This is a genomic window from Escherichia sp. MOD1-EC5189, assembly GCF_002966045.1.
Lineage (GTDB): Bacteria > Pseudomonadota > Gammaproteobacteria > Enterobacterales > Enterobacteriaceae > Escherichia > Escherichia coli_F.
The window spans coordinates 24,096-49,308 of the sequence record NZ_PTRX01000024.1; the positions used below are offsets into that span (position 1 = coordinate 24,096).

Below are 25,213 nucleotides of genomic sequence, written 5' to 3' on the forward strand. Positions count from 1 at the left end.
ATGGACAGATAATTAATGCATGTACAGCCCATTTCAACTTTCCGTTTGTTCCAGGAAGGTCATCTGCTACGTAATAGCATCGCTATTTTTGTGCTAACCACGCTGTTCTATTTTATTGGTGCAGAGTTACGGCTGGTTCACGAACTTTCTCTTTTCTGGCCGCTGAATGGCGTAATGGCGGGGGTGTTTGCCCGCTATGTCTGGCTTAATCGACTGCATTACTATGCGATCAGTTATGTGGCAATGCTGGTTTATGATGCCATAACCACCGAATGGGGGCTGGTTTCACTGGCTATCAATTTCTCCAATATGATGTTTATTGTTACCGTCGCCTTACTGGTCGCGCGGGATAAGCGTCTGGGGAAAAATAAGTACGAGCCAGTAAGTGCCTTACGGCTATTTAATTACTGTCTGATTGCCGCATTATTATGCGCTATTGTCGGGGCGATTGGTTCGGTCAGTATTGATAGTCTGGATTTCTGGCCTTTGCTTGCCGACTGGTTCAGTGAGCAATTCTCAACGGGCGTGTTGATCGTGCCTTGTATGCTGACGTTGGCAATTCCTGGAGTGCTGCCGCGCTTTAAAGCAGAACAGATGATGCCCGCTATCGCGCTCATTGTGTCGGTTATTGCCTCGGTAGTCATTGGCGGAGCGGGGAGTCTGGCGTTCCCGCTGCCTGCATTAATCTGGTGTGCAGTGCGCTATACGCCGCAGGTAACATGTCTGTTGACCTTTGTCACCGGTGCGGTGGAAATCGTACTGGTGGCAAATTCGGTGATTGATATCTCGGTCGGTTCGCCGTTCTCCATTCCGCAAATGTTCTCCGCACGTCTCGGTATTGCCACGATGGCGATATGCCCAATTATGGTTTCTTTTAGCGTGGCAGCGATCAATTCGCTAATGAAGCAAGTTGCGCTGCGAGCCGACTTTGATTTTCTGACTCAGGTTTACTCACGGTCTGGTCTTTATGAGGCGCTGAAAAGTCCATCGCTGAAACAGACACAACATCTGACTGTCATGCTGCTTGATATCGACTATTTCAAAAGCATTAACGATAACTATGGACATGAATGTGGCGATAAAGTGTTAAGCGTGTTTGCCCAGCATATTCAGAAGATTGTCGGTGATAAGGGGCTGGTGGCGCGAATGGGCGGCGAAGAATTTGCTGTTGCAGTGCCATCGGTGAATCCTGTCGATGGTCTGCTAATGGCGGAAAAAATCCGTAAAGGCGTTGAACTGCAACCGTTCACTTGGCAACAAAAAACGCTTTATCTCACGGTAAGTATTGGCGTCGGTAGTGGTTGCGCATCGTACCGAACGCTGACCGATGACTTTAATAAATTGATGGTCGAAGCCGATACATGTCTGTATCGCTCGAAGAAAGATGGGCGCAACCGTACCAGCACTATGCGTTACGGTGAGGAAGTTGTCTGACATCTTTATTCATTCAGAGCGTTTTAAATGCAATGTGTTCTACCACTTTATGTTCCAAGAAAAGGCGTATTTCCTCGATTAAACCATGATCCGCGCCACACTTTTCTCATAAAACTGCTCATTAATCATCAGGAGTTGATCAAAACAGGGGTTCGGCGTATTAAAGTTTGCTAACCTGTCGTACCAATTCAAACAGGTTGTATGACTAATCAGAAGGGAACCCATTGTGAAAACACTAAATCGTCGCGATTTTCCCGGTGCACAGTATCCAGAACGTATCATTCAGTTTGGTGAAGGTAACTTCCTGCGCGCCTTTGTTGACTGGCAAATCGATCTCCTGAATGAGCACACCGATCTGAATTCTGGCGTGGTCGTTGTTCGTCCGATTGAAACTTCATTCCCGCCGTCATTGAGCACGCAGGATGGTCTGTACACCACCATTATCCGTGGTTTGAATGAGAAGGGGGAGGCGGTCAGCGACGCGCGTCTGATTCGCTCGGTTAATCGTGAAATCAGCGTCTACAGTGAATACGATGAATTCCTGAAACTGGCGCACAACCCGGAAATGCGCTTTGTTTTCTCTAACACCACCGAAGCGGGTATCAGCTACCATGCGGGCGATAAATTCGATGACGCGCCAGCGGTAAGTTATCCGGCAAAACTGACCCGTCTGCTGTTCGAACGTTTTAGCCATTTCAACGGAGCGCAGGATAAAGGTTGGATCATCATCCCATGTGAACTGATCGACTATAACGGCGATGCACTGCGTGAACTGGTGCTGCGCTACGCGCAAGAGTGGGCACTACCAGAAGCATTTATTCAATGGCTGGATCAGGCTAACAGCTTCTGTTCTACGCTGGTGGACCGTATCGTTACCGGTTATCCGCGTGATGAAGTGGCTAAACTGGAAGAAGAACTGGGTTATCACGATGGTTTCCTCGACACCGCTGAACACTTTTACCTGTTTGTGATTCAGGGGCCGAAATCCTTAGCGACTGAGCTGCGTCTGGACAAATATCCACTCAACGTGCTGATTGTTGACGATATTAAACCGTATAAAGAGCGCAAAGTGGCAATCCTCAACGGTGCACACACCGCACTGGTGCCGGTGGCGTTCCAGGCAGGACTGGATACCGTAGGTGAAGCGATGAACGATGCTGAAATTTGCGCATTCGTTGAAAAAGCCATCTACGAAGAGATTATTCCGGTACTGGATTTGCCTCGTGATGAACTGGAATCTTTCGCCAGTGCAGTCACCGGACGTTTCCGTAATCCGTACATCAAGCATCAGCTGCTGTCTATCGCGCTTAACGGTATGACCAAGTTCCGCACCCGTATCCTGCCGCAGCTGCTGGCAGGGCAGAAGGCAAACGGCACACTTCCGGCGCGCCTTACTTTCGCATTAGCGGCATTGATTGCGTTCTATCGCGGTGAGCGTAATGGAGAAACATATCCGGTACAGGACGATGCGCACTGGCTGGAACGTTATCAGCAACTCTGGAGCCAGCATCGTGACGGTGTTATCGGTACCCAGGAACTGGTTGCTATTGTGTTGGCTGAAAAAGACCACTGGGAGCAGGACCTGACGCAAGTGCCTGGTCTGGTCGAGCTGGTTGCTAATGACCTGGATGCGATTCTCGAAAAAGGAATGCGCGAAGCTGTACGTCCGTTGTGCTAATACTCTGAACCCGGTTTCGACCGGGTTTCTTATTTCACTATATTAGTTACAACATCCTATGTACCTTTATCATTAACAGGTGCCACATGCAGCACCTGTTAATGTTGTAAGTTTGTAGATAATTTGTAAGTGGTGTCTTGAGAATGTGATCGTAATCACGTTTAATAGGGCGACTTTTCCACGCCTGAAGATAACCATGATCGTTCGTCCACAACAACACTGGCTGCGCCGTATTTTTGTCTGGCACGGTTCAGTATTATCCAAGATATCCTCGCGCTTACTACTCAATTTTCTCTTTTCTATCGCTGTTATTTTCATGCTGCCCTGGTACACGCATTTGGGAATCAAATTCACCCTCGCACCGTTCAGCATTCTCGGTGTCGCCATCGCCATTTTTCTTGGTTTTCGTAATAACGCCGGTTACGCCCGTTATGTTGAAGCGCGAAAACTTTGGGGACAGTTGATGATTGCCTCTCGGTCGTTACTGCGTGAGGTAAAAACGACATTGCCGGATTCGGCAAGTGTAAGGGAGTTTGCCCGGCTGCAAATCGCCTTCGCCCACTGTTTACGCATGACATTACGCAAACAACCACAGGCGGAAGTGCTGGCACATTATCTCAAGACTGAAGATCTTCAGCGTGTACTGGCTTCAAACACTCCAGCTAACCGTATTTTGTTGATAATGGGGGAGTGGTTGGCGGTTCAGCGACGCAATGGACAGCTTTCAGATATCCTGTTTATTAGCCTCAACGATCGGCTTAACGATATTTCAGCGGTTCTGGCAGGCTGCGAGCGCATTGCCTACACGCCAATTCCCTTTGCCTACACCCTGATTTTGCATCGTACCGTTTATCTGTTTTGTATCATGCTGCCGTTCGCGCTGGTTGTGGATCTGCATTACATGACGCCTTTTATCTCTGTGCTGATTTCCTACACTTTTATTTCGCTGGATTGTCTGGCGGAAGAGCTGGAAGATCCGTTCGGTACTGAAAACAATGATTTACCGCTGGATGCCATCTGCAACGCTATTGAAATTGACCTGTTACAGATGAACGATGAAGCAGAAATTCCAGCAAAAATTCTTCCCGATCGTCATTACCAGCTGACGTAATATTTACTCCGTACGCCGGGCAACAATAAACAGACGCGGAAATGCCAGCAGTATCTGTCCGTTCTCTTGCAGTGGATACTGCTCTTCCAGCATCTGATGGTAGCGCGTAAGAAAATGCTGCTGTTCGCTCTCGGTCAGATCCTGTAACCACGGACGTAATCCAGTGGCGGTCACCCAGTCAATAATCGCCTGGTGCGACGGCATCTGGTGATAGTAAGTGGTTCGCCAGATATCGACCTCGCATCCGGCTTCACTCAAAATATCGTAGTAAGCATGAACGCCAGCCAGCGGCTCACGCCCGCGATCCGGGTAGTTTTGTTCCCAGGCGACTTCGCGCATGAGCACATGGGTAGGCTCCAGCCAGTTATCCGGCATTTGTACCGCCAGCACGCCCTGCGGACTGAGTAACGAAACCAGATGAGGGAACAGTTCGTAATGGTCGGGCAGCCATTGCAGCGAGGCATTAGCAAAAATCAGATCGAGTGCCTGTTCCGGTTGCCAGTTGCGGATGTCTGCTTCCACGAACTGGCAGTCTGGCAAAGCACTGCGCGCTTCAGCAATCATCGCCGGAGACGAGTCGATGCCTGTTATCCTGGCCGCAGGCCAACGTTGATGCAGCAGGGCGGTGCTGTTACCTGGGCCACAGCCAAGATCGGCAACGTATTTGATATTCTCCAGCGGCACTCTGGCAAGCAGCTCCACCGCCGGACGCGATCGTTCAGCGGCAAAGTGCAGATATAAAGAGGGGTTCCAGTCAGACATTTATTTACTCCCGTCAGTGCGTTACCCCAATTGTAGATAAAACTGATAAATTCGCCTCACGGCATCAATCCATTGAACAGACGTTTTTTACGCGGCCCGGTCATTAAAGATTCCAGTTTTGCGACACAGGTTTTGTAGTGGGGCGTGGTTTTATGGAATGCCACTGCGTCTTCATCTTTATAGGCTTCGTAGATATAAAAGCGCGTATTCACTTCCGGGTCCTGTAAAACATCGAAGCGCAAATTGCCTTCTTCCTGTATCGAGCCCAGATGATTCTGGCGAAAAACCTCGATAAACTCGTCAACCTTGTCTTCATGAACGTTAATTTCAACCAGTGTGACGTGCATAATTCTTCTCCTTAAATCCGCAGTTACTGTTTTTCACTCAGATAGAGTTCATATGCCCGATCAGCCGTTTCGTTATGGTGTACCACCGCCTGTACGGCTTTCATCATCGCCACCGGATGGTCAGACTGGAAAATATTACGCCCCATATCCACACCAGAAGCGCCCTGATTGATAGCCTGCCAGCACATTTCCAGCGCCTCGCGCTCCGGTAATTTTTTACCGCCAGCAATAACAATGGGTACCGGACATCCGGCAACAATCCGTTCAAAACCTTTATCGACATAATAAGTTTTGATAATCTGCGCCCCCATTTCAGCGGCGATTCGGGTAGCCAGCGAGAAATAACGTTGGTCGCGCACCATATCTTTGCCCACGCCAGTCACGGCCATGGTCGGCATTCCTACTTTCATTCCGGCATCGACCAGCTGAATAATATTTTTAATCGACTGATGTTCATATTCACTGCCGATATAAACCTGCGCTGCCACCGCGCAACTGTTCAGGCGCACGGCGTCATCCATCGATAACGCCACGGCTTCATTACTTAATTCCGCCAGAATAGAGTTCGCACCAGACGCCCGCAGTACTACCGGCTTATTGGTCGCCGGGGGGACTACGCTGCGCAAAATGCCGCGCGTACACATTAATACATCGGCATGTTCAAACAGCGGGGCGATATTTATATCAATGCGTTCAAGTCCGGTAGTCGGCCCCTGAAAATAACCATGGTCAAAGGCCAGCATCACGGTTTTACCCGTTTTCGGATTAAATATCCGTGATAAGCGTGACTGCATTCCCCAATCCAGCGCACCGCAACCTTTCAGGGTAAAAGGGATATTTTGTTGCGGTTGATCGGTGCGAAAATCTTTACCATCTTTAATATCGTCTAAATCTGCCATAACGTACTCCGGTTAAGTAATGCACATCAGAAATCGTATTTGCCGATATTCTCTTTGTTGAATATCACGCGCTCCGGTAACAGTACGATGCCATTACCATCCGCTTCGTAGTCATAGCCCTGAACGCTGTTTGGCGAGACTTCAACCTGACCTACGTCCTGAATATTCAGCTTGTCGCCCGTTTTCATTGATCCTTTTTTCAATAATGCATCCGCGACATAAACTGAAATTTTGCCTTGCTGAACCACATCCCACAGGCCAAATTCTTTCACCGTGCCGCGCTCTACATACGGACGCATCACGTTTGGCGTACTGAATCCGACAATCGCAACTTTGTCATTTTTCAGGTTTTCTGCGGCTTGTGCGGCAGCGGGCAGGGCGTTGGCGTCCGGGGCGATAATGGCGTCGAGATCGCTATAGGCTTTTAATATTCCTTCTGCGGTTTGTAACGATTTAGTGGCATCGTTATAGCCAAACTGCGTAGTGACAATTTCCCAGCCAGGATGGTCTTTGGCGATTTTCGCTTTCGCCTCTTTCACCCACTGGTTTTGGTCCGTAACGGTGGGGCTTGAGTAGAAAAACGCGACTTTGGCTTTGTCTTTATTCACCTGACGCGCCGCCATATCCACCAACATACCTCCCAACTGGGCGGGCGTTCCCTGATTAATGTAGTAAGAGCGGCACTCCGGTTTGGTATCAGAGTCCCAGGTCAGCACTCTCACGCCACGTTGCATGGCGCGTTTCAGTGCCGGACACAAGCCATCAGGCGAAACCGCAGAAACGATAATGGCGTTATACCCCTGATTGACGAAGTTATTAATCAACTGTACCTGACCAGAAACACTGGGTTCTGTCGGCCCGTCGTAGGTCACATCAACGCCCAGCTCTTTACCAGCTTGTTGTGCGCCGTTGCCACCGCTGGTAAAAAATCCCACGCCAACCAGTTTGGGAATAAAAGCAATACGCTCTGCGGCCTGCACATTCATAGAGATTGCGGCAATGCCAAGAGCGCTAAGTAAGGCGATTTTCTTAAAGCGATGAAGTGTCATGAAGATATCCTTTATGGCAATGGGTTATTGGCCCGACGCGCCAGCCACTCTTTAATTTGCTGGCGATGCAGGCTAACGGAACGACCTACGACAACGACGATAAGCAGCGCACCGGAAAGGGCGCTGGACACCTGATTTGGCACTCCTGCCATTTGCAAACCTTGTTGCAAATATCCCACTAGTAAAACCGCAATGGCGGTGCCGATAATGGAACCGGAACCACCATAAATATTGGCACCGCCAAGCACCACGGCGGTGATGGCGGGCATCAGAAACGACGCACCGAGATCGGAACGTGCTGAACCAAAATACGATACCAGCAGCACAGCGGCGACCGCAGACGCCAGCCCCGTCATGGCATAGAGCGCACATAAGGTGCGGTTAACTTTAATCGCGCTATAAAGCGCCACGCGCGGGCTTTGCCCAATCAAAAACACATTACGTCCGGCATGGGTTTTATGCAGCCAGAGCCAGAAAACGAGGAGACATATCAGAAAGATAATCAGCGGAACGGGGAGTCCCAGCACATCCAGGTTAGCGAAATCTGTAAACGCCATCGGGAATCCACCAATACCTTCGTACCCCGTCGCTCCGGCCATCCCGGAAAGCAGCAGAGCGCTTCCGGCAAACAGATACAGCGTGCCAAGCGTAATCACCAGCGGGTTAACTTTGGTATAGATAATTAATCCGGCGTTAATCAGCCCGCACAATGCGCCGAGCAGAAAGGTCAGAAGAATCGCCAGCGGCATCGGCACGCCGCTTTGAAACAGTACGCCTAATGCAATGGCGCACAAGCCGATGGTCGAGCCAAACGAAATATCGATCCCGCCACTGACAATCACCATCGTCAGCGGTAGGGCGACAATGCCAATGCAGATAAAGTCACTGGTGCTGAACAGCAACATATTGAGATCTAACATCCGCGGGTTAATTGCACCAAATGCGACAATCTCAATAACGAGCAGTGCGGCAAGAGCTAGTTCCCAACCGTAGCGAATACGCATTACGCGGCCTCCCGTTTTTTACCTGACGAAGCGGGTTTAACGGATGGCGGTGGCGTCATAAAGCGGGCATATTTTTGCCGCCGTAGATTACGTTCCAGCGCACAACGCAGGCGTCCATCAAACACCAGCACCGCCAGCAGAACCAGGCCCGCGATAAAATCATTCCACCATGCCGGAATGCGCAACAGCACCAGTACACTATCGATCTGCGTCAGGAACCATGCGCCGAGTACCGCACCGATGATCGCACCGGAACCGCCGAGCAAACTAATACCGCCCAGCACGCAGGCTGCAATCGCTTTCATCTCCAGCCCGGTACCGGTCTGGTTGGGAATAAAACCGATCTGCGAAGCAAACACAATCCCCGCCAGTGCCGCCATGCAGCCGTTCAACGAAAATGCCACAATCCTAATGGCTTCCGTACGAACGCCCAGTTGACGAGCGCCCTGCAAATTATCGCCGGTGGCATAAAAACTGCGTCCAAACGCCGTCTTCGCCAGCAACCAGGCCATAAATGCCACCAGAATTATCGTCAACCAACCAATTGCTGAAACGCCAAACAGCAGCGGGGCGGAGAGTTGTTTCAGTTCGGCGGGTAACCCCTCAATCCATTTACCGCCAGTCCACAGCAACATGATGCCCCTGTACAATCCTAATGTACCGAGCGTGGCAACAATGGCAGGGATCTTTAGCCACGCGACCAGGACACCGTTGAAAAATCCCGCGAGCAAACCAAGCAGTAAAGTCGCGACACAAGCAACAGGTAGTGAATACCCCGCGTTCAGTAACATTCCCAACAGCACTGCGCACATTCCGGTAATCGAACCTACCGAAACATCGATATTGCGCGTGAGCATCACCAGCGTCGCGCCCATTGCCAGCAGGATCAGGATTTGCGCGCTGCTATAAACCATGGTCAGCGTTTGCATACTTAAATACTGGCGGTCGAGAAAACCGGGTAATACAAACAGCAACACCACCGCCAGCAGTGCCGTGATTTCACGGTTGTTCTGGATAAACTTCAGCATGATGCCTCCTGACGCTGACTATCGCCGAAGGCAACGCGCATAATGGTCTCGACATTAATATCGCGTCCGGTCAGTGCAGAGTGGGCAATTTCGCCCTGATGCATCACATATACGCGATCTGCCATCAGTTCGATCTCTTCCAGATCAGAGGAGATAAGCAGCACAGCCACATTTTGTGCGGCGATGCTGCGCAACAGCTGGTAGATATCATTACGGGCCGAGACATCCACGCCGCGCGTCGGCTCATCGACAATCAAAACTTGCGGCGAAGCTTCCAGACATTTGGCAATCAGGATTTTTTGCTGGTTGCCGCCGGATAAGGTCCGCGCAGCTTGTTCCGGTTGGTTAAATTTAATATTCAGAGCCCGACGATAACGTTCCAGTGTGGCGTTATCTTTCGCGGTTTTCGCCCAGAATCCACGAAGGTTATGAGTAAGGGCGCAGACATTCCAGGCCAGCGAAGCATCGAGATTCAATCCGGATGACTGGCGATCTTCCGGCAGATAAACCAGACCGCGCAGTAAACGTTCTCCAGTGGATAATCTATTGATCTCTTTACCATTCAGCATAATGCGTCCGCCACGCAAAGTACGCAGACCATAGAGCGTCTCGGCCAGTTCTGTGCGTCCGGCCCCCACCAGCCCAGCCAGACCCAGAATTTCTCCGGCATTAAGCGTCAAGCTGACATTCATAAAACCTTCGCCGGTCAGGTTTTCCAGTGTCAGCACCGGCGTTCCGGCGGCATGTTGTGGGCGGTTGCCAGGTAACTCCAGCCATAATTTTTGGCTGGCAGAGAGCGATTTTTCCCGTAGCGCTGGCGTGATGGCCTGAATAATGTCGTCGGTAGACAGTTCGCTGGTTTTGCCGCTTAAGGCGATGGTTCCGTCGCGCATCACGCTAATTCGATCGGCAATCTGGCGAATTTCCGGCAGCTTATGCGAGATAAAAACAATACCCACGCCAGTAGCAAGCAACTCTTGCAAGCGACTAAACAAACGTTCGGTTTCGGCAGGGGTAAGCGAGGCGGTAGGTTCATCGAGGATCAGAATCCGCGAGTCGCGCATCAGCCCGCGGAGGATTTCCACCAGTTGGCGATCGGCGACATCCAGCGATCCTGCCAGACTATGCAGATCAAACTGGCAGCCCAGCGCCGCCAGCAAGTTCTTCAGTTTCTGCATGGAGAGCTGTTTTTTTGCCAGCCCAAACAGAATGTTTTCTTTTATCGACAGGCTTGGGAAAAGCAGCGGTTCCTGGGGAACGAGATAAATACCCAACTGATGAGCATGAACTGGCGTTAATCTGGTGTAGTTGTTGCCCCCAATCTCCAGCGTACCGCTATCAGCAGGGGTAATCCCGGCAATGATCTTCATTAACGTCGATTTACCGGCACCATTGCCGCCAAGCAGGGCGTGGACTTCCCCCTGATGCAACGTAAAATCGATGCCTTTCAGGACATTAACCCCTGAATACTGTTTATAAACCGAGCGGGCGCAAAGTAGCGGTAACGCGCGGGTATCACTCGTTAGCATGTTTCCCCCGTTCAGTTTTGCATGTGAGTTTTGAACAAATGTATTTCTGCTTTCAATTTGTTCATAAACCTTAGGTGGACATTGCACATATTTCCGACGAATAGATCACAATTTATGCTATTTTGATTTTCACGGTTGCGTTTGTTCATGCTCGTAGAGTCAAACTGTGGTTGCTATCACAGATATAAATGCGCAAGAACTGAACAATTGCATTAAAGATTTAAATATGTTCAAAGTGAAGAATGAATTATGACAATCAACGATTCGGCAATTTCAGAACAGGGAATGTGTGAAGAAGAACAGGTCGCGCGGATCGCGTGGTTTTACTATCACGACGGGCTGACCCAGAGCGAGATCAGCGAGCGTCTCGGGCTGACTCGCTTGAAAGTGTCGCGATTACTGGAAAAAGGGCATCAGTCCGGCATTATTCGCGTGCAGATTAATTCTCGCTTTGAAGGCTGTCTGGAATATGAAACTCAATTACGTTGTCAGTTTTCGCTGCAACATGTCCGGGTGATCCCTGGGCTTGCGGATGCTGATGTCGGCGGGCGACTAGGGATAGGCGCGGCGCATATGTTGATGAGTTTACTTCAACCACAACAGATGCTGGCGATTGGTTTTGGCGAGGCAACCATGAATACGCTGCAACGCTTAAGTGGTTTTATTTCGTCGCAGCAAATTCGCCTGGTCACGCTCTCCGGTGGCGTCGGTTCTTATATGACGGGTATCGGGCAGCTTAATGCGGCGTGCAGTGTGAATATTATTCCGGCTCCGCTGCGGGCATCCTCCGCTGACATTGCCCATACGCTAAAAAATGAAAATTGCGTCAAAGATGTTCTGTTAGCCGCACAAGCTGCGGATGTGGCGATTGTCGGCATTGGGGCCGTGAGTCAACAAGACGACGCGACGATCATTCGCTCCGGTTATATCAGTCAGGGCGAACAGTTAATGATTGGCCGAAAAGGGGCGGTTGGCGACATTTTAGGCTACTTTTTTGATGCAAAAGGTGACGTTGTCACGGATATTAAAATACATAACGAACTGATTGGCTTACCTTTAAGCGCGCTGAAGACCATTCCCGTCCGGGTTGGCGTGGCAGGGGGAGAAAATAAAGCCGAAGCCATTGCCGCTGCAATTAAAGGCGGCTATATCAACGCACTGGTTACCGATCAGGACACAGCAGCGGCGATTTTACGTAGTTAAATTTGCATGACCTTATTACCGGGAATGATGGAGAACGTATAGAGGAACAGACAGAACGCATAAGCCGAGGATAATCTAATGGCTCGACTCTTTACCCCTTCAGAATCAAAGTACTACCTGATGGCGCTGGATGCAGGCACCGGAAGTATTCGGGCTGTGATATTCGACCTGGAAGGCAATCAAATAGCAGTGGGACAGGCGGAGTGGCGGCATCTGGCAGTACCGGACGTTCCTGGTTCTATGGAATTTGATCTCAACAAAAACTGGCAACTGGCGTGTGAGTGTATGCGCCAGGCGCTGCACAACGCCGGCATAGCCCCGGAGTATATTGCTGCCGTTTCGGCATGTTCGATGCGCGAAGGCATTGTTTTATATAACAATGAAGGAACACCGATCTGGGCCTGCGCCAATGTGGATGCCAGAGCGGCGCGCGAAGTTAGCGAACTTAAAGAACTGCACAACAATACCTTTGAAAACGAAGTTTATCGCGCCACCGGACAAACGCTGGCTTTAAGCGCTATTCCCAGATTACTTTGGCTGGCGCACCATCGTTCTGATATCTACCGACAGGCGTCGACCATCACCATGATCAGCGACTGGCTGGCCTATATGCTCAGCGGTGAACTGGCGGTGGATCCCTCTAACGCTGGCACCACGGGACTTCTTGATCTAACCACCCGTGACTGGAAACCTGCATTGCTGGATATGGCCGGACTGCGGGCCGATATTCTTTCTCCTGTCAAAGAAACCGGCACATTGCTGGGCGTGGTAAGTTCACAAGCGGCGGAACTCTGCGGTCTGAAGGCGGGCACTCCGGTGGTCGTTGGAGGAGGCGACGTGCAACTTGGTTGCCTGGGGTTAGGCGTTGTCCGTCCGGCACAAACCGCTGTTCTTGGCGGTACATTCTGGCAGCAAGTTGTAAACTTAGCCGCGCCGGTGACAGACCCAGAAATGAACGTGCGCGTTAATCCTCATGTTATTCCTGGCATGGTACAAGCTGAATCTATAAGCTTTTTTACCGGACTCACCATGCGCTGGTTCCGCGATGCTTTCTGTGCCGAAGAAAAACTGATTGCCGAACGTTTAGGCATCGACACCTATACGTTGCTTGAAGAGATGGCAAGTCGTGTGCCGCCTGGGTCGTGGGGCGTAATGCCGATATTCTCCGACAGAATGCGCTTTAAAACCTGGTATCACGCTGCGCCTTCCTTTATTAATTTGTCTATTGATCCGGATAAATGTAACAAAGCGACATTGTTCCGTGCGCTGGAAGAAAATGCGGCGATTGTATCAGCGTGTAACTTGCAGCAAATCGCTGATTTCTCGAATATTCATCCTTCATCGTTAGTCTTTGCCGGCGGAGGTTCAAAAGGGAAATTATGGAGTCAAATTCTCGCTGATGTCTCGGGATTACCCGTCAATATTCCGGTGGTCAAAGAAGCCACCGCATTAGGATGTGCCATTGCAGCTGGCGTCGGTGCCGGAATTTTTTCATCAATGGCAGAAACCGGAGAACGCCTGGTTCGCTGGGAACGGACGCACACACCAGACCCGGAAAAGCATGAACTTTATCAGGATTCACGCGATAAGTGGCAGGCAGTTTATCAGGATCAGCTGGGGCTGGTTGATCATGGACTGACGACGTCGTTATGGAAAGCGCCTGGGTTATAGTTTCATTGACAGCCACATCATGATGACTGTGGCTGTTAGTTTTTGAGTATTGGTATTCTTATTTCCCTTCTTTAGAGCTGGCTTGTTAAATGCCAGCTTGCAGATTCATCGTTCCATCACCAGTACTATATTCAAGGGGAAATTGCTATTTTTCTTAAAGCATTAAGCATAACCCTTATTTTATAGCGAATATTCTTAAAGGCATTAATGGATGAAAAAGGGTTTTAATAAACTTCTGTTTTTAGCAATTAGTGCTATTCTTTGTTAAATATGATGATGATAATCTTCTTATTAAAAGAAACAGTTTTCTTATTAAGCAACAATAACTCATGGTTCATTTTTAAATAAAATAAGAACTATGCAATTTTTAATCTATCGATTCGAAAGTATTAGCAAATTAGCCAAATTGACACCTTCCCACCTCCAACCAACACTCAATACAGGCCTCTGACAACTTAATAAGTTTCATTTTTAACGTCTGATGACTCATCTCTTTCGTGGCTGTATTGTTTGTATATGGAGCGTTTATATGAATAGAATCTATCGCGTGATATGGAATTGCACCCTACAGGTATTTCAGGCCTGCTCGGAATTAACTCGCAGGGTAGGTAAAACATCAACGGTTAATTTGCGTAAATCCTCTGGATTGACAACGAAATTCAGTAGATTGACGCTGGGTGTTTTGCTGGCACTAAGCGGTTCAGCGTCTGGTGCGAGTCTGGAAGTTGATAATGGTCAGATTACCAATATTAATACTGATGTTGCTTACGATGCCTACCTGGTTGGGTGGTATGGCACTGGAGTGCTTAATATTTTGGCTGGCGGTAATGCCTCCTTAACCACTATTACTACCAGCGTCATTGGTGGTAATGAGGACTCAGAGGGCACCGTTAACGTTTTGGGTGGCACCTGGCGATTGTATGATAGCGGAAATAATGCAAGGCCTTTAAATGTGGGTCAATCCGGAACGGGGACGCTGAATATTAAACAGAAGGGTCACGTTGACGGAGGATATTTAAGGATAGGTTCTTCGACAGGAGGCGTCGGGACGGTCAATGTTGAAGGAGAGGACTCGGTTCTGACGACCGAATTATTCGAAATAGGGAGTTACGGTACAGGCTCATTAAATATTACGGATAAGGGTTACGTCACGAGTTCAATAGTCGCCATTGTAGGATATCAGGCGAACAGTAATGGTAAGATTGTCGTTGAAAAGGGTGGCGAGTGGCTAATAAAAAATAATGATTCCTCAATTGAATTTCAAATTGGTAATCAAGGGACGGGCGAAGCAACTATTCGCGATGGGGGGCTGATTACGGCTGAAAATACGATTATCGGTGGCAACCTCACCGGTATCGGAACCCTGAATGTGCAGGATCAAGACTCTGTCATCACGGTACGCAGACTCTATAATGGATATTTCGGTAATGGCACAGTCAACATTTCCAATAATGGACTGATTAATAATAAAGAATATTCATTGGTGGGCGTTCAGGACGGGTCCTACGGTGTCGTCAACGTGACCGATAAAGGGCATTGGAATTTCCTCGGAACGGGCGAAGCTTTCCGCTATATCTATATCGGTGATGCTGGCGACGGTGAACTTAATGTCTCGAGTGAAGGCAAAGTAGATTCGGGAATTATCACTGCGGGGATGAAAGAAACAGGCACAGGCAACATTACTGTTAAGGATAAGAACTCCGTTATCACTAATCTCGGAACTAATCTTGGTTATGACGGCCGCGGCGAAATGAATATCAGTAATGAGGGGCTTGTTGTCAGCAACGGAGGAAGCTCACTCGGTTATGGAGAAACCGGCGTCGGGAAGGTTAGCATCACCACGGGGGGGATGTGGGAGGTCAATAAGAATGTCTATACCACTATTGGTGTTGCGGGCGTCGGAAACCTCAATATCAGCGATGGCGGTAAGTTCGTATCGCAAAATATTACTTTTTTGGGCGATAAAGCAAGCGGTATCGGCACACTGAACCTGATGGATGCGACATCATCGTTCGATACTGTAGGTATCAATGTCGGTAATTTTGGTAGCGGCATCGTAAATGTCAGTAATGGTGCCACCCTTAATTCAACGGGCTATGGATTTATCGGAGGAAATGCCTCCGGTAAGGGGATAGTTAATATTTCAACGGATAGTCTCTGGAATTTAAAAACGTCATCTACTAACGCCCAATTGCTACAGGTCGGTGTATTAGGCACGGGTGAACTGAATATTACCACCGGAGGTATAGTTAAAGCGCGTGATACACAGATAGCTCTCAATGACAAAAGTAAGGGCGACGTGCGGGTGGATGGGCAGAACTCTCTTCTTGAAACATTCAATATGAACGTAGGGACGACTGGCACAGGTACGTTAACCCTGACGAATAACGGCACGCTGAATGTCGAAGGTGGAGAAGTTTACTTAGGTGTTTTTGAGCCTGCTGTAGGAACGCTAAACATTGGTGCTGCTCACGGTGAGGTGGCGGCAGATGCCGGGTTTATCACCAATGCGACAAAAGTGGAGTTTGGTCTTGGCGAAGGCGTTTTTGTCTTTAATCATACCAATAACAGTGATGCCGGCTACCAGGTCGATATGCTGATTACGGGTGACGATAAAGACGGAAAAGTGATGCATGATGCAGGCCATACGGTGTTCAATGCAGGGAATACTTATAGCGGTAAAACGCTGGTCAATGACGGCCTCCTGACTATTGCGTCACATACGGCAGATGGGGTAACAGGCATGGGTTCGAGTGAAGTAACCATTGCAAGCCCCGGTACGCTCGACATTCTCGCATCAACGAACAGCGCAGGAGATTACACGCTGACCAATGCGCTCAAAGGCGATGGCTTGATGCGAGTGCAGCTGTCATCCTCCGACAAAATGTTTGGCTTTACCCATGCAACAGGAACTGAATTCGCCGGTGTTTCCCAACTGAAAGACAGTACCTTCACACTGGAACGCGACAACACCGCTGCGCTTACTCACGCGATGCTTCAGTCTGACAGTGAAAATACCACATCGGTAAAAGTGGGAGAGCAATCCATTGGTGGACTAGCCATGAATGGCGGTACGCTCACTTTCGATACGGATATACCTGCTGCGACGCTTGCGGAGGGATATATCAGCGTCGATACACTGGTTGTCGGCGCGGGTGACTACACCTGGAAAGGCCGTAACTATCAGGTAAACGGGACGGGCGACGTGCTTATCGACGTGCCTAAACCGTGGAATGATCCCATGGCGAATAACCCTCTGACTACGCTCAATTTGCTGGAACACGATGATAGCCATGTCGGCGTTCAACTGGTGAAGGCGCAAACGGTTATTGGGTCGGGTGGCTCATTAACGTTACGTGATTTACAGGGCGACGAGGTGGAAGCGGACAAAACGTTACACATTGCACAAAACGGAACAGTGGTCGCCGAGGGTGATTATGGATTCCGACTCACGACCGCACCTGGTGATGGTTTGTATGTTAACTATGGGCTGAAAGCGCTGAACATCCATGGTGGGCAAAAGCTGACGTTAGCCGAACATGGCGGAGCCTATGGCGCAACGGCCGATATGTCGGCAAAAATCGGTGGTGAAGGGGATCTGGCAATCAATACGGTGCGACAGGTTTCGCTTTCCAACGGTCAGAACGACTATCAGGGGGCAACCTATGTTCAGATGGGGACATTACGTACCGATGCGGATGGCGCGCTGGGCAATACTCGGGAACTGAACATCAGCAACGCGGCCATCGTCGATCTTAATGGATCGGAGCAGACGGTAGAGACATTCACCGGGCTGATGGGTTCGACTATTTTGTTCAAAGAAGGTTCGCTGACGGTGAATAAAGGTGGGATCAGTCAGGGTGAACTGACAGGTGGCGGAAACCTGAATGTTACAGGGGGAACACTGGCTATCGAGGGGCTTAATGCACGCTACAATGCGTTAACCAGCATTAGCCCAAATGCGGAAGTCAGCCTCGACAATACGCAGGGGTTAGGCAGAGGAAATATTGCCAATGACGGTCTGTTAACGCTAAAAAACGTGACCGGCGAACTGCGCAATAGCATAAGCGGTAAAGGTATCGTGAGCGCAACCGCCAGCACAGACGTAGAGCTGGATGGCGATAATAGCCGCTTTGTGGGGCAATTCAACATCGATGCAGGCAGCGCGCTCAGCGTCAACGAGCAGAAAAACCTGGGTGATGCTTCCGTTATCAATAATGGCCTGCTCACCATCGCCACTGAGCGTAGCTGGGCGATGACGCACAGTATCACCGGTAGCGGCGATGTGACAAAACTGGGGACCGGGATCCTGACTCTTAACAACGATTCCGCGGCGTATCAGGGTACGACGGATATCGTGGGTGGTGAAATTGCTTTCGGTTCCGACTCTGCCATTAATATGGCAAGTCAGCACATTAATATCCATAACAGCGGTGTGATGTCGGAAAATGTCACCACTGCAGGTGATGTGAACGTTATGCCTGGGGGGACACTGCGTGTCGCCAAAACCACTATCGGCGGCAATCTGGAGAATGGTGGCACGGTTCAAATGAATAGCGAAGGGGGGAAACCGGGGAATGTACTGACCGTTAACGGCAACTATACCGGAAACAATGGCCTGATGACGTTCAACGCGACGCTGGGCGGCGATAATTCACCCACGGATAAAATGAACGTGAAAGGCGATACCCAAGGGAACACTCGCGTTCGGGTTGATAACATTGGCGGCGTCGGTGCACAAACGGTCAACGGTATTGAACTCATTGAGGTTGGCGGTAATTCTGCAGGTAACTTCGCGCTGACCACCGGAACTGTCGAAGCTGAGGCTTACGTCTACACGCTGGCTAAAGGGAAGGGGAATGACGAGAAAAACTGGTATCTAACCAGTAAATGGGAAGGCGTAACGCCACCGGATACACCCGATCCCATCAATAATCCTCCTGCTGTGGATCCGGAAGGCCCATCAGTTTATCGCCCGGAGGCCGGAAGCTATATCAGCAACATTGCCGCAGCCAACTCGCTGTTTAGCCATCGTTTACACGACCGTCTGGGTGAGCCGCAGTATACAGATTCACTGCATTCTCAGGATTCGGCAAGCAGTATGTGGATGCGTCATGTCGGAGGGCACGAACGTTCAAGGGCCGGTGACGGTCAGCTAAATACTCAGGCTAACCGCTATGTATTGCAGCTAGGCGGCGATTTGGCGCAGTGGAGTAGCAACGCGCAGGATCGCTGGCATCTCGGCGTCATGGCAGGCTATGCCAATCAGCACAGTAATACTCAGAGTAATCGTGTGGGTTATAAATCGGATGGGCGCATCAGCGGTTACAGCGCTGGGATGTACGCGACCTGGTATCAGAACGATGCGAATAAGACCGGCGCTTATGTTGACAGCTGGGCGCTGTATAACTGGTTTGATAACAGCGTCAGTTCCGATAACCGTTCTGCTGACGACTATGATTCTCGCGGTGTGACGGCCTCTGTTGAGGGTGGATATACCTTTGAAGCGGGAACATTTAGCGGCAGCGAAGGGACGCTGAATACCTGGTACGTCCAGCCACAGGTGCAAATCACCTGGATGGGTGTGAAAGATTCTGACCATACCCGGAAAGACGGAACACGCATTGAAACGGAAGGTGACGGAAACGTGCAAACGCGACTTGGGGTGAAAACCTACTTGAACAGTCATCACCAGCGTGACAATGGTAAACAGCGTGAGTTCCAGCCTTACATTGAAGCGAACTGGATCAACAACAGCAAAGTCTACGCCGTGAAGATGAATGGTCAAACCGTAAGCCGTGATGGTGCGCGTAATCTCGGTGAAGTACGTACCGGGGTTGAGGCGAAAGTAAATAACAACCTTAGCCTGTGGGGGAATGTCGGTGTGCAACTAGGTGATAAAGGCTATAGCGATACTCAGGGCATGCTGGGTGTGAAATATAGCTGGTAAACCGTATAAGCCGCATGTCGAAGATGGCATGCGGCTGCTTAATATTGCCGACTTCAAACGACTTTTAAATCCTCCTTTTTATCCGCGATCGCGGATATCACAGTGTTTATCCCGTAGAGCGGATAAGATGTGTTTCCTGATTGACTTTATCCCCACTAAAGGATAAAACTGATAATATCCCCTTGAACGGATAAATATGCTGTGGACGTATGACATGATGAGCTTTCAGAAGATCTATAGCCCAACGCAATTAGCGAATGCAATGAAACTGGTTCGTCAGCAAAATGGCTGGACGCAGAGCGAGCTGGCGAAAAAAATCGGTATTAAGCAGGCGACAATTTCCAATTTCGAAAACAATCCTGACAATACCACGCTCACGACATTTTTTAAGATTTTACAGTCGCTTGAACTCTCAATGACGCTATGCGACACGAAAAATGCCTCGCCAGAATCAACAGAACAGCAAGATCTGGAGTGGTAATGCCTAAACTTGTCACTTGGATGAACAACCAGCGGGTAGGCGAGTTAACGAAGTTAGCCAATGGCGCGCACACCTTTAAGTATGCACCGGAGTGGTTAGCCAACCGTTATGCCAGACCGTTATCACTTTCGCTGCCATTGCAGAGGGGGAATATCACCTCTGATGCCGTATTTAACTTCTTCGATAACCTGTTACCCGATAGCCCGATTGTACGTGACCGGATCGTTAAACGTTATCATGCTAAATCCAAGCAACCGTTTGATTTATTGTCAGAAATAGGGCGAGATAGCGTTGGTGCCGTAACGTTATTACCCGAAAATGAAACCATAACGCGCCCGATAATGGCATGGGAACAGCTCACTGAAGCCAGGCTTGAAGAAGTATTAACGGCTTATAAAGCAGATATCCCTCTAGGCATGATTAGAGAAGAAAATGACTTTCGCATCTCGGTTGCTGGCGCGCAGGAGAAGACAGCGCTGCTCAGAATAGGCAATGACTGGTGCATTCCGAAAGGAATAACGCCGACGACGCACATCATTAAATTACCGATTGGCGAAATCAGGCAGCCCAATGCGACGCTCGATCTCAGCCAAAGCGTTGATAATGAGTATTACTGTCTGCTGCTGGCGAAAGAACTTGGGTTGAATGTGCCGGACGCAGAAATCATTAAAGCGGGAAATGTGCGCGCGTTAGCGGTCGAACGTTTTGACAGGCGTTGGAATGCTGAGCGAACGGTTTTACTTCGCTTGCCACAGGAGGATATGTGTCAGACATTCGGTTTACCTTCATCGGTGAAATATGAATCAGATGGAGGCCCAGGCATCGCGCGGATCATGGCTTTTTTGATGGGGTCCAGCGAGGCGCTGAAAGATCGCTATAATTTTATGAAGTTTCAGGTGTTCCAGTGGCTGATTGGCGCAACGGATGGCCATGCAAAAAACTTCTCCGTATTTATTCAGGCTGGCGGCAGTTATCGACTCACGCCATTTTACGACATCATTTCAGCATTTCCGGTATTGGGTGGCGCAGGAATACACATCAGCGATCTCAAACTGGCAATGGGGCTTAACGCATCCAAAGGCAAAAAAACGGCAATCGATAAAATTTATCCGCGACATTTTCTGGCGACAGCAAAGGTGCTGAAATTTCCGGAAGTGCAGATGCATGAAATCCTGAGTGACTTTGCCAGAATGATTCCGGCAGCACTGGATAACGTGAAGACTTCATTACCGACAGATTTTCCGGAGAACGTGGTGACGGCAGTTGAAACCAATGTGTTGAGGTTGCACCGTCGGTTAAGCCGAGAATACGGTATTAAGTAAGATATGGGGTTTGGCCGTTGTTAATGAGCAGGACAATCATGACCGCCAACTACTGGATTCTCCCTTGGTTTACGTTGGTGCGCATAATGTATATTATGTTAAATAGCCTACGATGGTAAACAACTTCATATCTCTCCATTGCCTCTCACGAAAGGAACTGGACACACTGATCGAGCACGAATTACAACTGATGCTGGCTGAAGGCTTTGACAAGTCCCCTATTTCCGCCAAGGCCCTGCATATTCGGCTCAAGGCAAAAGGTATCGTTAACGGTGGTTTAAGTACGCTGAGCAGCCTTGAGCGAAAACGCCTAATTGCTGCCTATGTTGATCAGCAACTTGGCCCGTTGAATCTACGCCCAAAAGAAAAACAGCAATACGTCAACCGCAAAACCCGTCAGGCCTTGCTGGCCAGAAACCAGCAGTTGCAGGCGGAAGTCAGTGAACTGCAAGACCAACTGGCGCAGAATACCCTATCGTTGATAGAAATTGTCAAAGCGGTAAAAATCAATACGGTTATTCCGGTGGAAAGTCTGTTGCCAAACATGTAATTCGGGAGTTACACAAGTCGTCATAATGCTGGTTATAATTTTCGGCAAAGGGCATGGACGATTTATTTCCGTCATTCTGTATATTGCTTACCTTCCCAAATTTCTCCAACCGTTAGTTGGAGAAATTAGATGAGTCGTAAATCATGAATAAACCCCTTGCTCTATTCGAAAAATGAGCATGGCAACTTTCAACACCCCCTCTTCTGAGTCCAATATCTCAGAGGGCGTTTTCCACTGTAATGCTCTGTTTGGTTCATTGCACCAGTTTAATGCTGCACTTTCGTTACCTTCAAAAAGATCAATAGCCTTTTGAAGAACATCATTTTTTGTCAGCATGTTTTACACCTGAAGACGTTTTGAGTGCTTCGATAAGACTACTTCGCTCTTCCTCTGTCATCCGGGATATGAGCAATGCAAGTTCTGCTGTTGTCTGATCATCACAAAAAGGCACGTTTAACTCTGCCGCCATCCGTCGAATCGTATCAATATCGGGGACATGGCGCCCTTTCTCATAATGATTCATACGACTGCTAGCCGATGCGGGATCAAAGCCAACATGAAGAATTGATAATTGCCGTGCCGAGCAGAGAAAATGAATTCCGGAAACTTTCTCTTGAGCAAGATAAAACACATATTAAGATAAATGAAAAAATAAAAACACTGATTAGGATTGGTAATAAAAATATTACAATAAGGCAATGAATTTTAAAAAGGATTTGAAGTTTAATACAGTCATGAAAAAGAGAGGGCAAAGCCGACCCCGCCCTCTCCCTTCATGCACTGATAAGCCTCACTAATAGGAGTGTTAGCAGCGCGTACCACTGTATGCTAGACCTGAAAAATATAATCTCAGCCAGTCCCAGATGCAACCTTTAACACTTCAACGCAACAAATTAAACAACGAATAGCCACAAACGTGTAGACAGTGCACTGATACGGATAAAAGTAACGCTCCTGAATTGCTCAATCAATGATATATACCCTGTTTTACTGACATATCTGACAGCGGGTGGATTTCCTTCAATTATTGATATAACACCATACGCACTACATCTGTCTCCACCAGAATATGAGGTGAAATTGTTGCGCACCGGTTAATCCGGGTGTACTGGTCAAACTGTTTTTACGGTGCGCCTGTTTTATAGCCTTCAGTTGCGCAATGCGTCGACTTCGCATGGTTTTCCTCATGACTGCCGCTTTATCATTGCGCAATTCGCCGATGTAGTCGGTGCCCCCCGGAAAATCAAACGGTTCTGGTTGTTCTCTGTACTGCTTCAGGGCGTATAGCCCGATACCTCTACAGACGGGTTTTCCCCGGAGCGAGGCCTCTGGGGTTCATAATTAATCGTACAGCCAAAGTACCAAGCGTTCGGCCGGCTGGGCGGCCGGCTGGGCTTGCTGGTCAGTTTGTTCCAACACACATTAAGCATCTCCAGTCCGCTGGGCAGGCGGTCCGGCAGGCTGGTCAGCTGGTTATTACTCACATCAAGCACCTTCAGCCTGACGGGCAGCACCGGCAGATGGATCAGCTGGTTATTACTCACATTAAGCGTCCTCATATAGCCGGGCAGCTCCGGCAGGCTGCTCATGAGGTTAAAACGCACATCAAGCGTCACCAGCCCGGCGGGCAGCGCCGGCAGGCCGGACAGCTGATTATTACTCACATCAAGCATCACCAACCCGGCGGGCAGGACCGGCAGGCTGCACAGCTGGTTTTTACACACATAAAGATGCTTCAGCCCGGCGGGCAGGACCGGCAGGCTGTCCAGCCAGTTTCTTCTCACATCAAGCTCCTCCAGCCCGGTGGGCAGCTCCAGCCCGGTGGACCTGAAGAGATTGTTTCCACCCACATTAAGGTGCTTCAGCCCGGCGGGCAGGACAGGCAGGCTGCACAGCCGGTTTCTACTCACATCAAGCTTCTTCAGCCCGGCGGGCAGGACCGGCAGGCTGTCCAGCAAGTTTCTTCTCACATAAAGCTCCTCCAGCCCGGTGGGCAGGACCGGCAGGCTGCACAGCTGGTTTCCACTCACATCAAGCTTCTCCAGCCCGGCGGGCAGCTCCGGCAGGCTGGTCAGCATCAGATTTGCCAGTTCTAGTTCCAGTGCCGAAGCTCTATTGCATGCTCTATTGTATATATATGCCTTCACCCTACTAAGAGCTTCTGCCCTGTATTCCCCGGGAGCATTCACCTTGGCCCAGGCACGCCATGCCGTTATCTGGGCCACCCAGTCCGGGACTTTATCGATATACTTCCGGAGCAGTTTACAGTGTGGTTTATCGCCAGTCAGAGTTACAGACAACGCTACTTTTGGCATACCTGGTATGTACATTGTCATGATGGGCTCATCGACGACGGACAGGTTCAGTAAGAGCCCTATCGGCGGGTCTTCCTTTTTGGCCGGGATGGTGTAAATATTGGGATTGTCTGTGGACTCGAAGCTCAGGAACATATTTGTCAGCTGATCACTTTTGGTCAAACATTGATCGTGAAGGAGGGAACGACAAACCATGTGGATGAAAGTTTCTTCGGATGCGTTGTGTAATATGGTTGTATAATCTGATGAGGATAAATCATCCCAGTTTTCTATCTTGCTGGTCTTGCTGGTCTTGCTGGTCTTGCTGGTCTTGCTGGCTGCGATATCGTTTAATGAATTGTTTAATAAATCGGTTAATACATAGCCGATATGAAGACGGTTTGCTGTCTGGCTGGATTCATCGGGTGCCCAATATTCATTTTCATTGGGTTTAACATATACACCGGATGCACCGGATAAAGAAGTAGGCTGGAGCATGATACCTCACAAAAATGTGTTGATGAAAAGCCGGATTCTGTCCATATTCCCGTGAACCGGCTATCAAAATTCGCGCATTTTGCCAGGTATTCATGTGGTTAAAATTTATCTGGTGCGTTTCCGGTGGTTTTGCAGTTCACCAGCTACAATCGCTAGCAACGGCACATTTATACTCAACATAAGTTAAATCATATTGACTGTTAACTTACTTCATGAACCAAGATGCATCGTCAATGGCGGCTTAACATGGCGTCCTGTCTCATAATGATTCATACGACTGCTAGCCGATGCAGGGTCAAAGCCAACAAGGAGACCCAGAGAGCGCTGTGATAATCCCGCCCTGCATCTCGCTTCCTTAAGTCGCTCTGGTATCGGATTTTTTTCAGACACTGATTCATCTTCA

General features: G+C 49.3%; 17 protein-coding genes and 2 pseudogenes. 9 read left to right on the top strand and 10 right to left on the bottom strand.

The genetic code is table 11. From position 1 onward, the window contains the following. Nucleotides 1-15: 15 nt before the first annotated feature. The 3 genes from ATB02_RS18910 to ATB02_RS18930 all read left to right on the top strand — a co-directional run bounded on the left by ATB02_RS18910 (nucleotide 16) and on the right by ATB02_RS18930 (nucleotide 4,223). Entirely contained in the window at nucleotides 16-1,434 is a 1,419-nt protein-coding gene (locus tag ATB02_RS18910) for a sensor domain-containing diguanylate cyclase (RefSeq protein WP_000558450.1), read from the top strand. A gap of 226 nt (nucleotides 1,435-1,660) precedes the next feature. Next, complete coding sequence (uxaB, locus tag ATB02_RS18920; protein WP_105272077.1) at nucleotides 1,661-3,112, top strand: tagaturonate reductase; 1,452 nt, start codon at nucleotides 1,661-1,663, stop codon at nucleotides 3,110-3,112. A 196-nt stretch (nucleotides 3,113-3,308) separates the two neighbouring features. Continuing rightward, on the top strand, nucleotides 3,309-4,223 hold the full coding sequence (locus ATB02_RS18930) for a bestrophin family protein (RefSeq protein WP_039021838.1): 915 nt from the start codon (nucleotides 3,309-3,311) through the stop codon (nucleotides 4,221-4,223). A 3-nt stretch (nucleotides 4,224-4,226) separates the two neighbouring features. Here ATB02_RS18930 and tam read toward each other — a convergent pair whose 3' ends face one another. The 7 genes from tam to lsrA are packed head-to-tail and all read right to left on the bottom strand — an operon-like array spanning nucleotide 4,227 to nucleotide 10,841. Then, nucleotides 4,227-4,985 (bottom strand): trans-aconitate 2-methyltransferase, encoded by a 759-nt coding sequence (tam, locus tag ATB02_RS18935; protein WP_105272079.1) that lies wholly within the window; start codon nucleotides 4,983-4,985, stop codon nucleotides 4,227-4,229. Nucleotides 4,986-5,041: 56 nt separating this feature from the next. Then, the gene (lsrG, locus tag ATB02_RS18940; protein ID WP_105272080.1) at nucleotides 5,042-5,332 is read right to left on the bottom strand and encodes a (4S)-4-hydroxy-5-phosphonooxypentane-2,3-dione isomerase; all 291 of its coding nucleotides are present in this window, start codon (nucleotides 5,330-5,332) and stop codon (nucleotides 5,042-5,044) included. A 23-nt stretch (nucleotides 5,333-5,355) separates the two neighbouring features. Beyond that, nucleotides 5,356-6,231: a 3-hydroxy-5-phosphonooxypentane-2,4-dione thiolase gene (gene lsrF / locus ATB02_RS18945; RefSeq protein ID WP_000774182.1), complete on the bottom strand. Its 876-nt coding sequence runs from the start codon at nucleotides 6,229-6,231 to the stop codon at nucleotides 5,356-5,358. Nucleotides 6,232-6,257: 26 nt separating this feature from the next. After that, nucleotides 6,258-7,280, bottom strand: a complete 1,023-nt coding sequence (gene lsrB / locus ATB02_RS18950) for an autoinducer 2 ABC transporter substrate-binding protein LsrB (protein WP_105272081.1) — start codon at nucleotides 7,278-7,280, stop codon at nucleotides 6,258-6,260. 11 nt (nucleotides 7,281-7,291) lie between these two features. Then, entirely contained in the window at nucleotides 7,292-8,284 is a 993-nt protein-coding gene (gene lsrD / locus ATB02_RS18955) for an autoinducer 2 ABC transporter permease LsrD (RefSeq protein WP_001222710.1), read from the bottom strand. After that, nucleotides 8,284-9,312 (bottom strand): autoinducer 2 ABC transporter permease LsrC, encoded by a 1,029-nt coding sequence (gene lsrC / locus ATB02_RS18960; RefSeq protein WP_021552079.1) that lies wholly within the window; start codon nucleotides 9,310-9,312, stop codon nucleotides 8,284-8,286. Before lsrC ends, lsrD begins: the two co-directional genes overlap by 1 nt. Continuing rightward, nucleotides 9,306-10,841, bottom strand: coding sequence for an autoinducer 2 ABC transporter ATP-binding protein LsrA (lsrA, locus tag ATB02_RS18965; protein WP_105272082.1), 1,536 nt, complete (start codon nucleotides 10,839-10,841; stop codon nucleotides 9,306-9,308). The genes lsrC and lsrA overlap by 7 nt, the downstream gene beginning before the upstream one ends. Before the next feature lie 249 nt (nucleotides 10,842-11,090). Between lsrA and lsrR the strand changes: the two genes are divergently transcribed. From lsrR to ATB02_RS18995, 6 genes and pseudogenes are all read left to right on the top strand, one after another. Beyond that, nucleotides 11,091-12,044, top strand: coding sequence for a transcriptional regulator LsrR (gene lsrR, locus ATB02_RS18970; RefSeq protein ID WP_000154346.1), 954 nt, complete (start codon nucleotides 11,091-11,093; stop codon nucleotides 12,042-12,044). 78 nt (nucleotides 12,045-12,122) lie between these two features. Further along, nucleotides 12,123-13,715 carry an autoinducer-2 kinase gene (gene lsrK / locus ATB02_RS18975; RefSeq protein WP_000113145.1) on the top strand — a complete coding sequence of 531 codons (1,593 nt, stop codon included), beginning with the start codon at nucleotides 12,123-12,125 and terminating at the stop codon, nucleotides 13,713-13,715. Nucleotides 13,716-14,244: 529 nt separating this feature from the next. Further along, on the top strand, nucleotides 14,245-19,665 hold the full coding sequence (locus ATB02_RS18980) for an ECSE_1600 family autotransporter (protein WP_105272083.1): 5,421 nt from the start codon (nucleotides 14,245-14,247) through the stop codon (nucleotides 19,663-19,665). Between the two features lie 214 nt (nucleotides 19,666-19,879). Further along, on the top strand, nucleotides 19,880-20,146 hold the full coding sequence (gene hipB, locus ATB02_RS18985) for a type II toxin-antitoxin system antitoxin HipB (protein WP_001296726.1): 267 nt from the start codon (nucleotides 19,880-19,882) through the stop codon (nucleotides 20,144-20,146). Continuing rightward, entirely contained in the window at nucleotides 20,146-21,468 is a 1,323-nt protein-coding gene (gene hipA, locus ATB02_RS18990) for a type II toxin-antitoxin system serine/threonine protein kinase toxin HipA (protein ID WP_105272084.1), read from the top strand. The genes hipB and hipA overlap by 1 nt, the downstream gene beginning before the upstream one ends. A gap of 190 nt (nucleotides 21,469-21,658) precedes the next feature. Continuing rightward, a pseudogene (locus ATB02_RS18995) lies at nucleotides 21,659-22,044 on the top strand (hypothetical protein). A 115-nt stretch (nucleotides 22,045-22,159) separates the two neighbouring features. Here ATB02_RS18995 and ATB02_RS19000 read toward each other — a convergent pair. The 3 genes and pseudogenes from ATB02_RS19000 to ATB02_RS26745 all read right to left on the bottom strand — a co-directional run. After that, nucleotides 22,160-22,354 carry an MbcA/ParS/Xre antitoxin family protein gene (locus ATB02_RS19000; RefSeq protein WP_105272085.1) on the bottom strand — a complete coding sequence of 65 codons (195 nt, stop codon included), beginning with the start codon at nucleotides 22,352-22,354 and terminating at the stop codon, nucleotides 22,160-22,162. A 938-nt stretch (nucleotides 22,355-23,292) separates the two neighbouring features. Continuing rightward, nucleotides 23,293-24,810, bottom strand: coding sequence for a hypothetical protein (locus ATB02_RS19015; RefSeq protein WP_105272087.1), 1,518 nt, complete (start codon nucleotides 24,808-24,810; stop codon nucleotides 23,293-23,295). Between the two features lie 243 nt (nucleotides 24,811-25,053). Next, nucleotides 25,054-25,200, bottom strand: a pseudogene (locus tag ATB02_RS26745) (helix-turn-helix domain-containing protein); the annotation flags it as partial. Nucleotides 25,201-25,213: the final 13 nt, after the last annotated feature.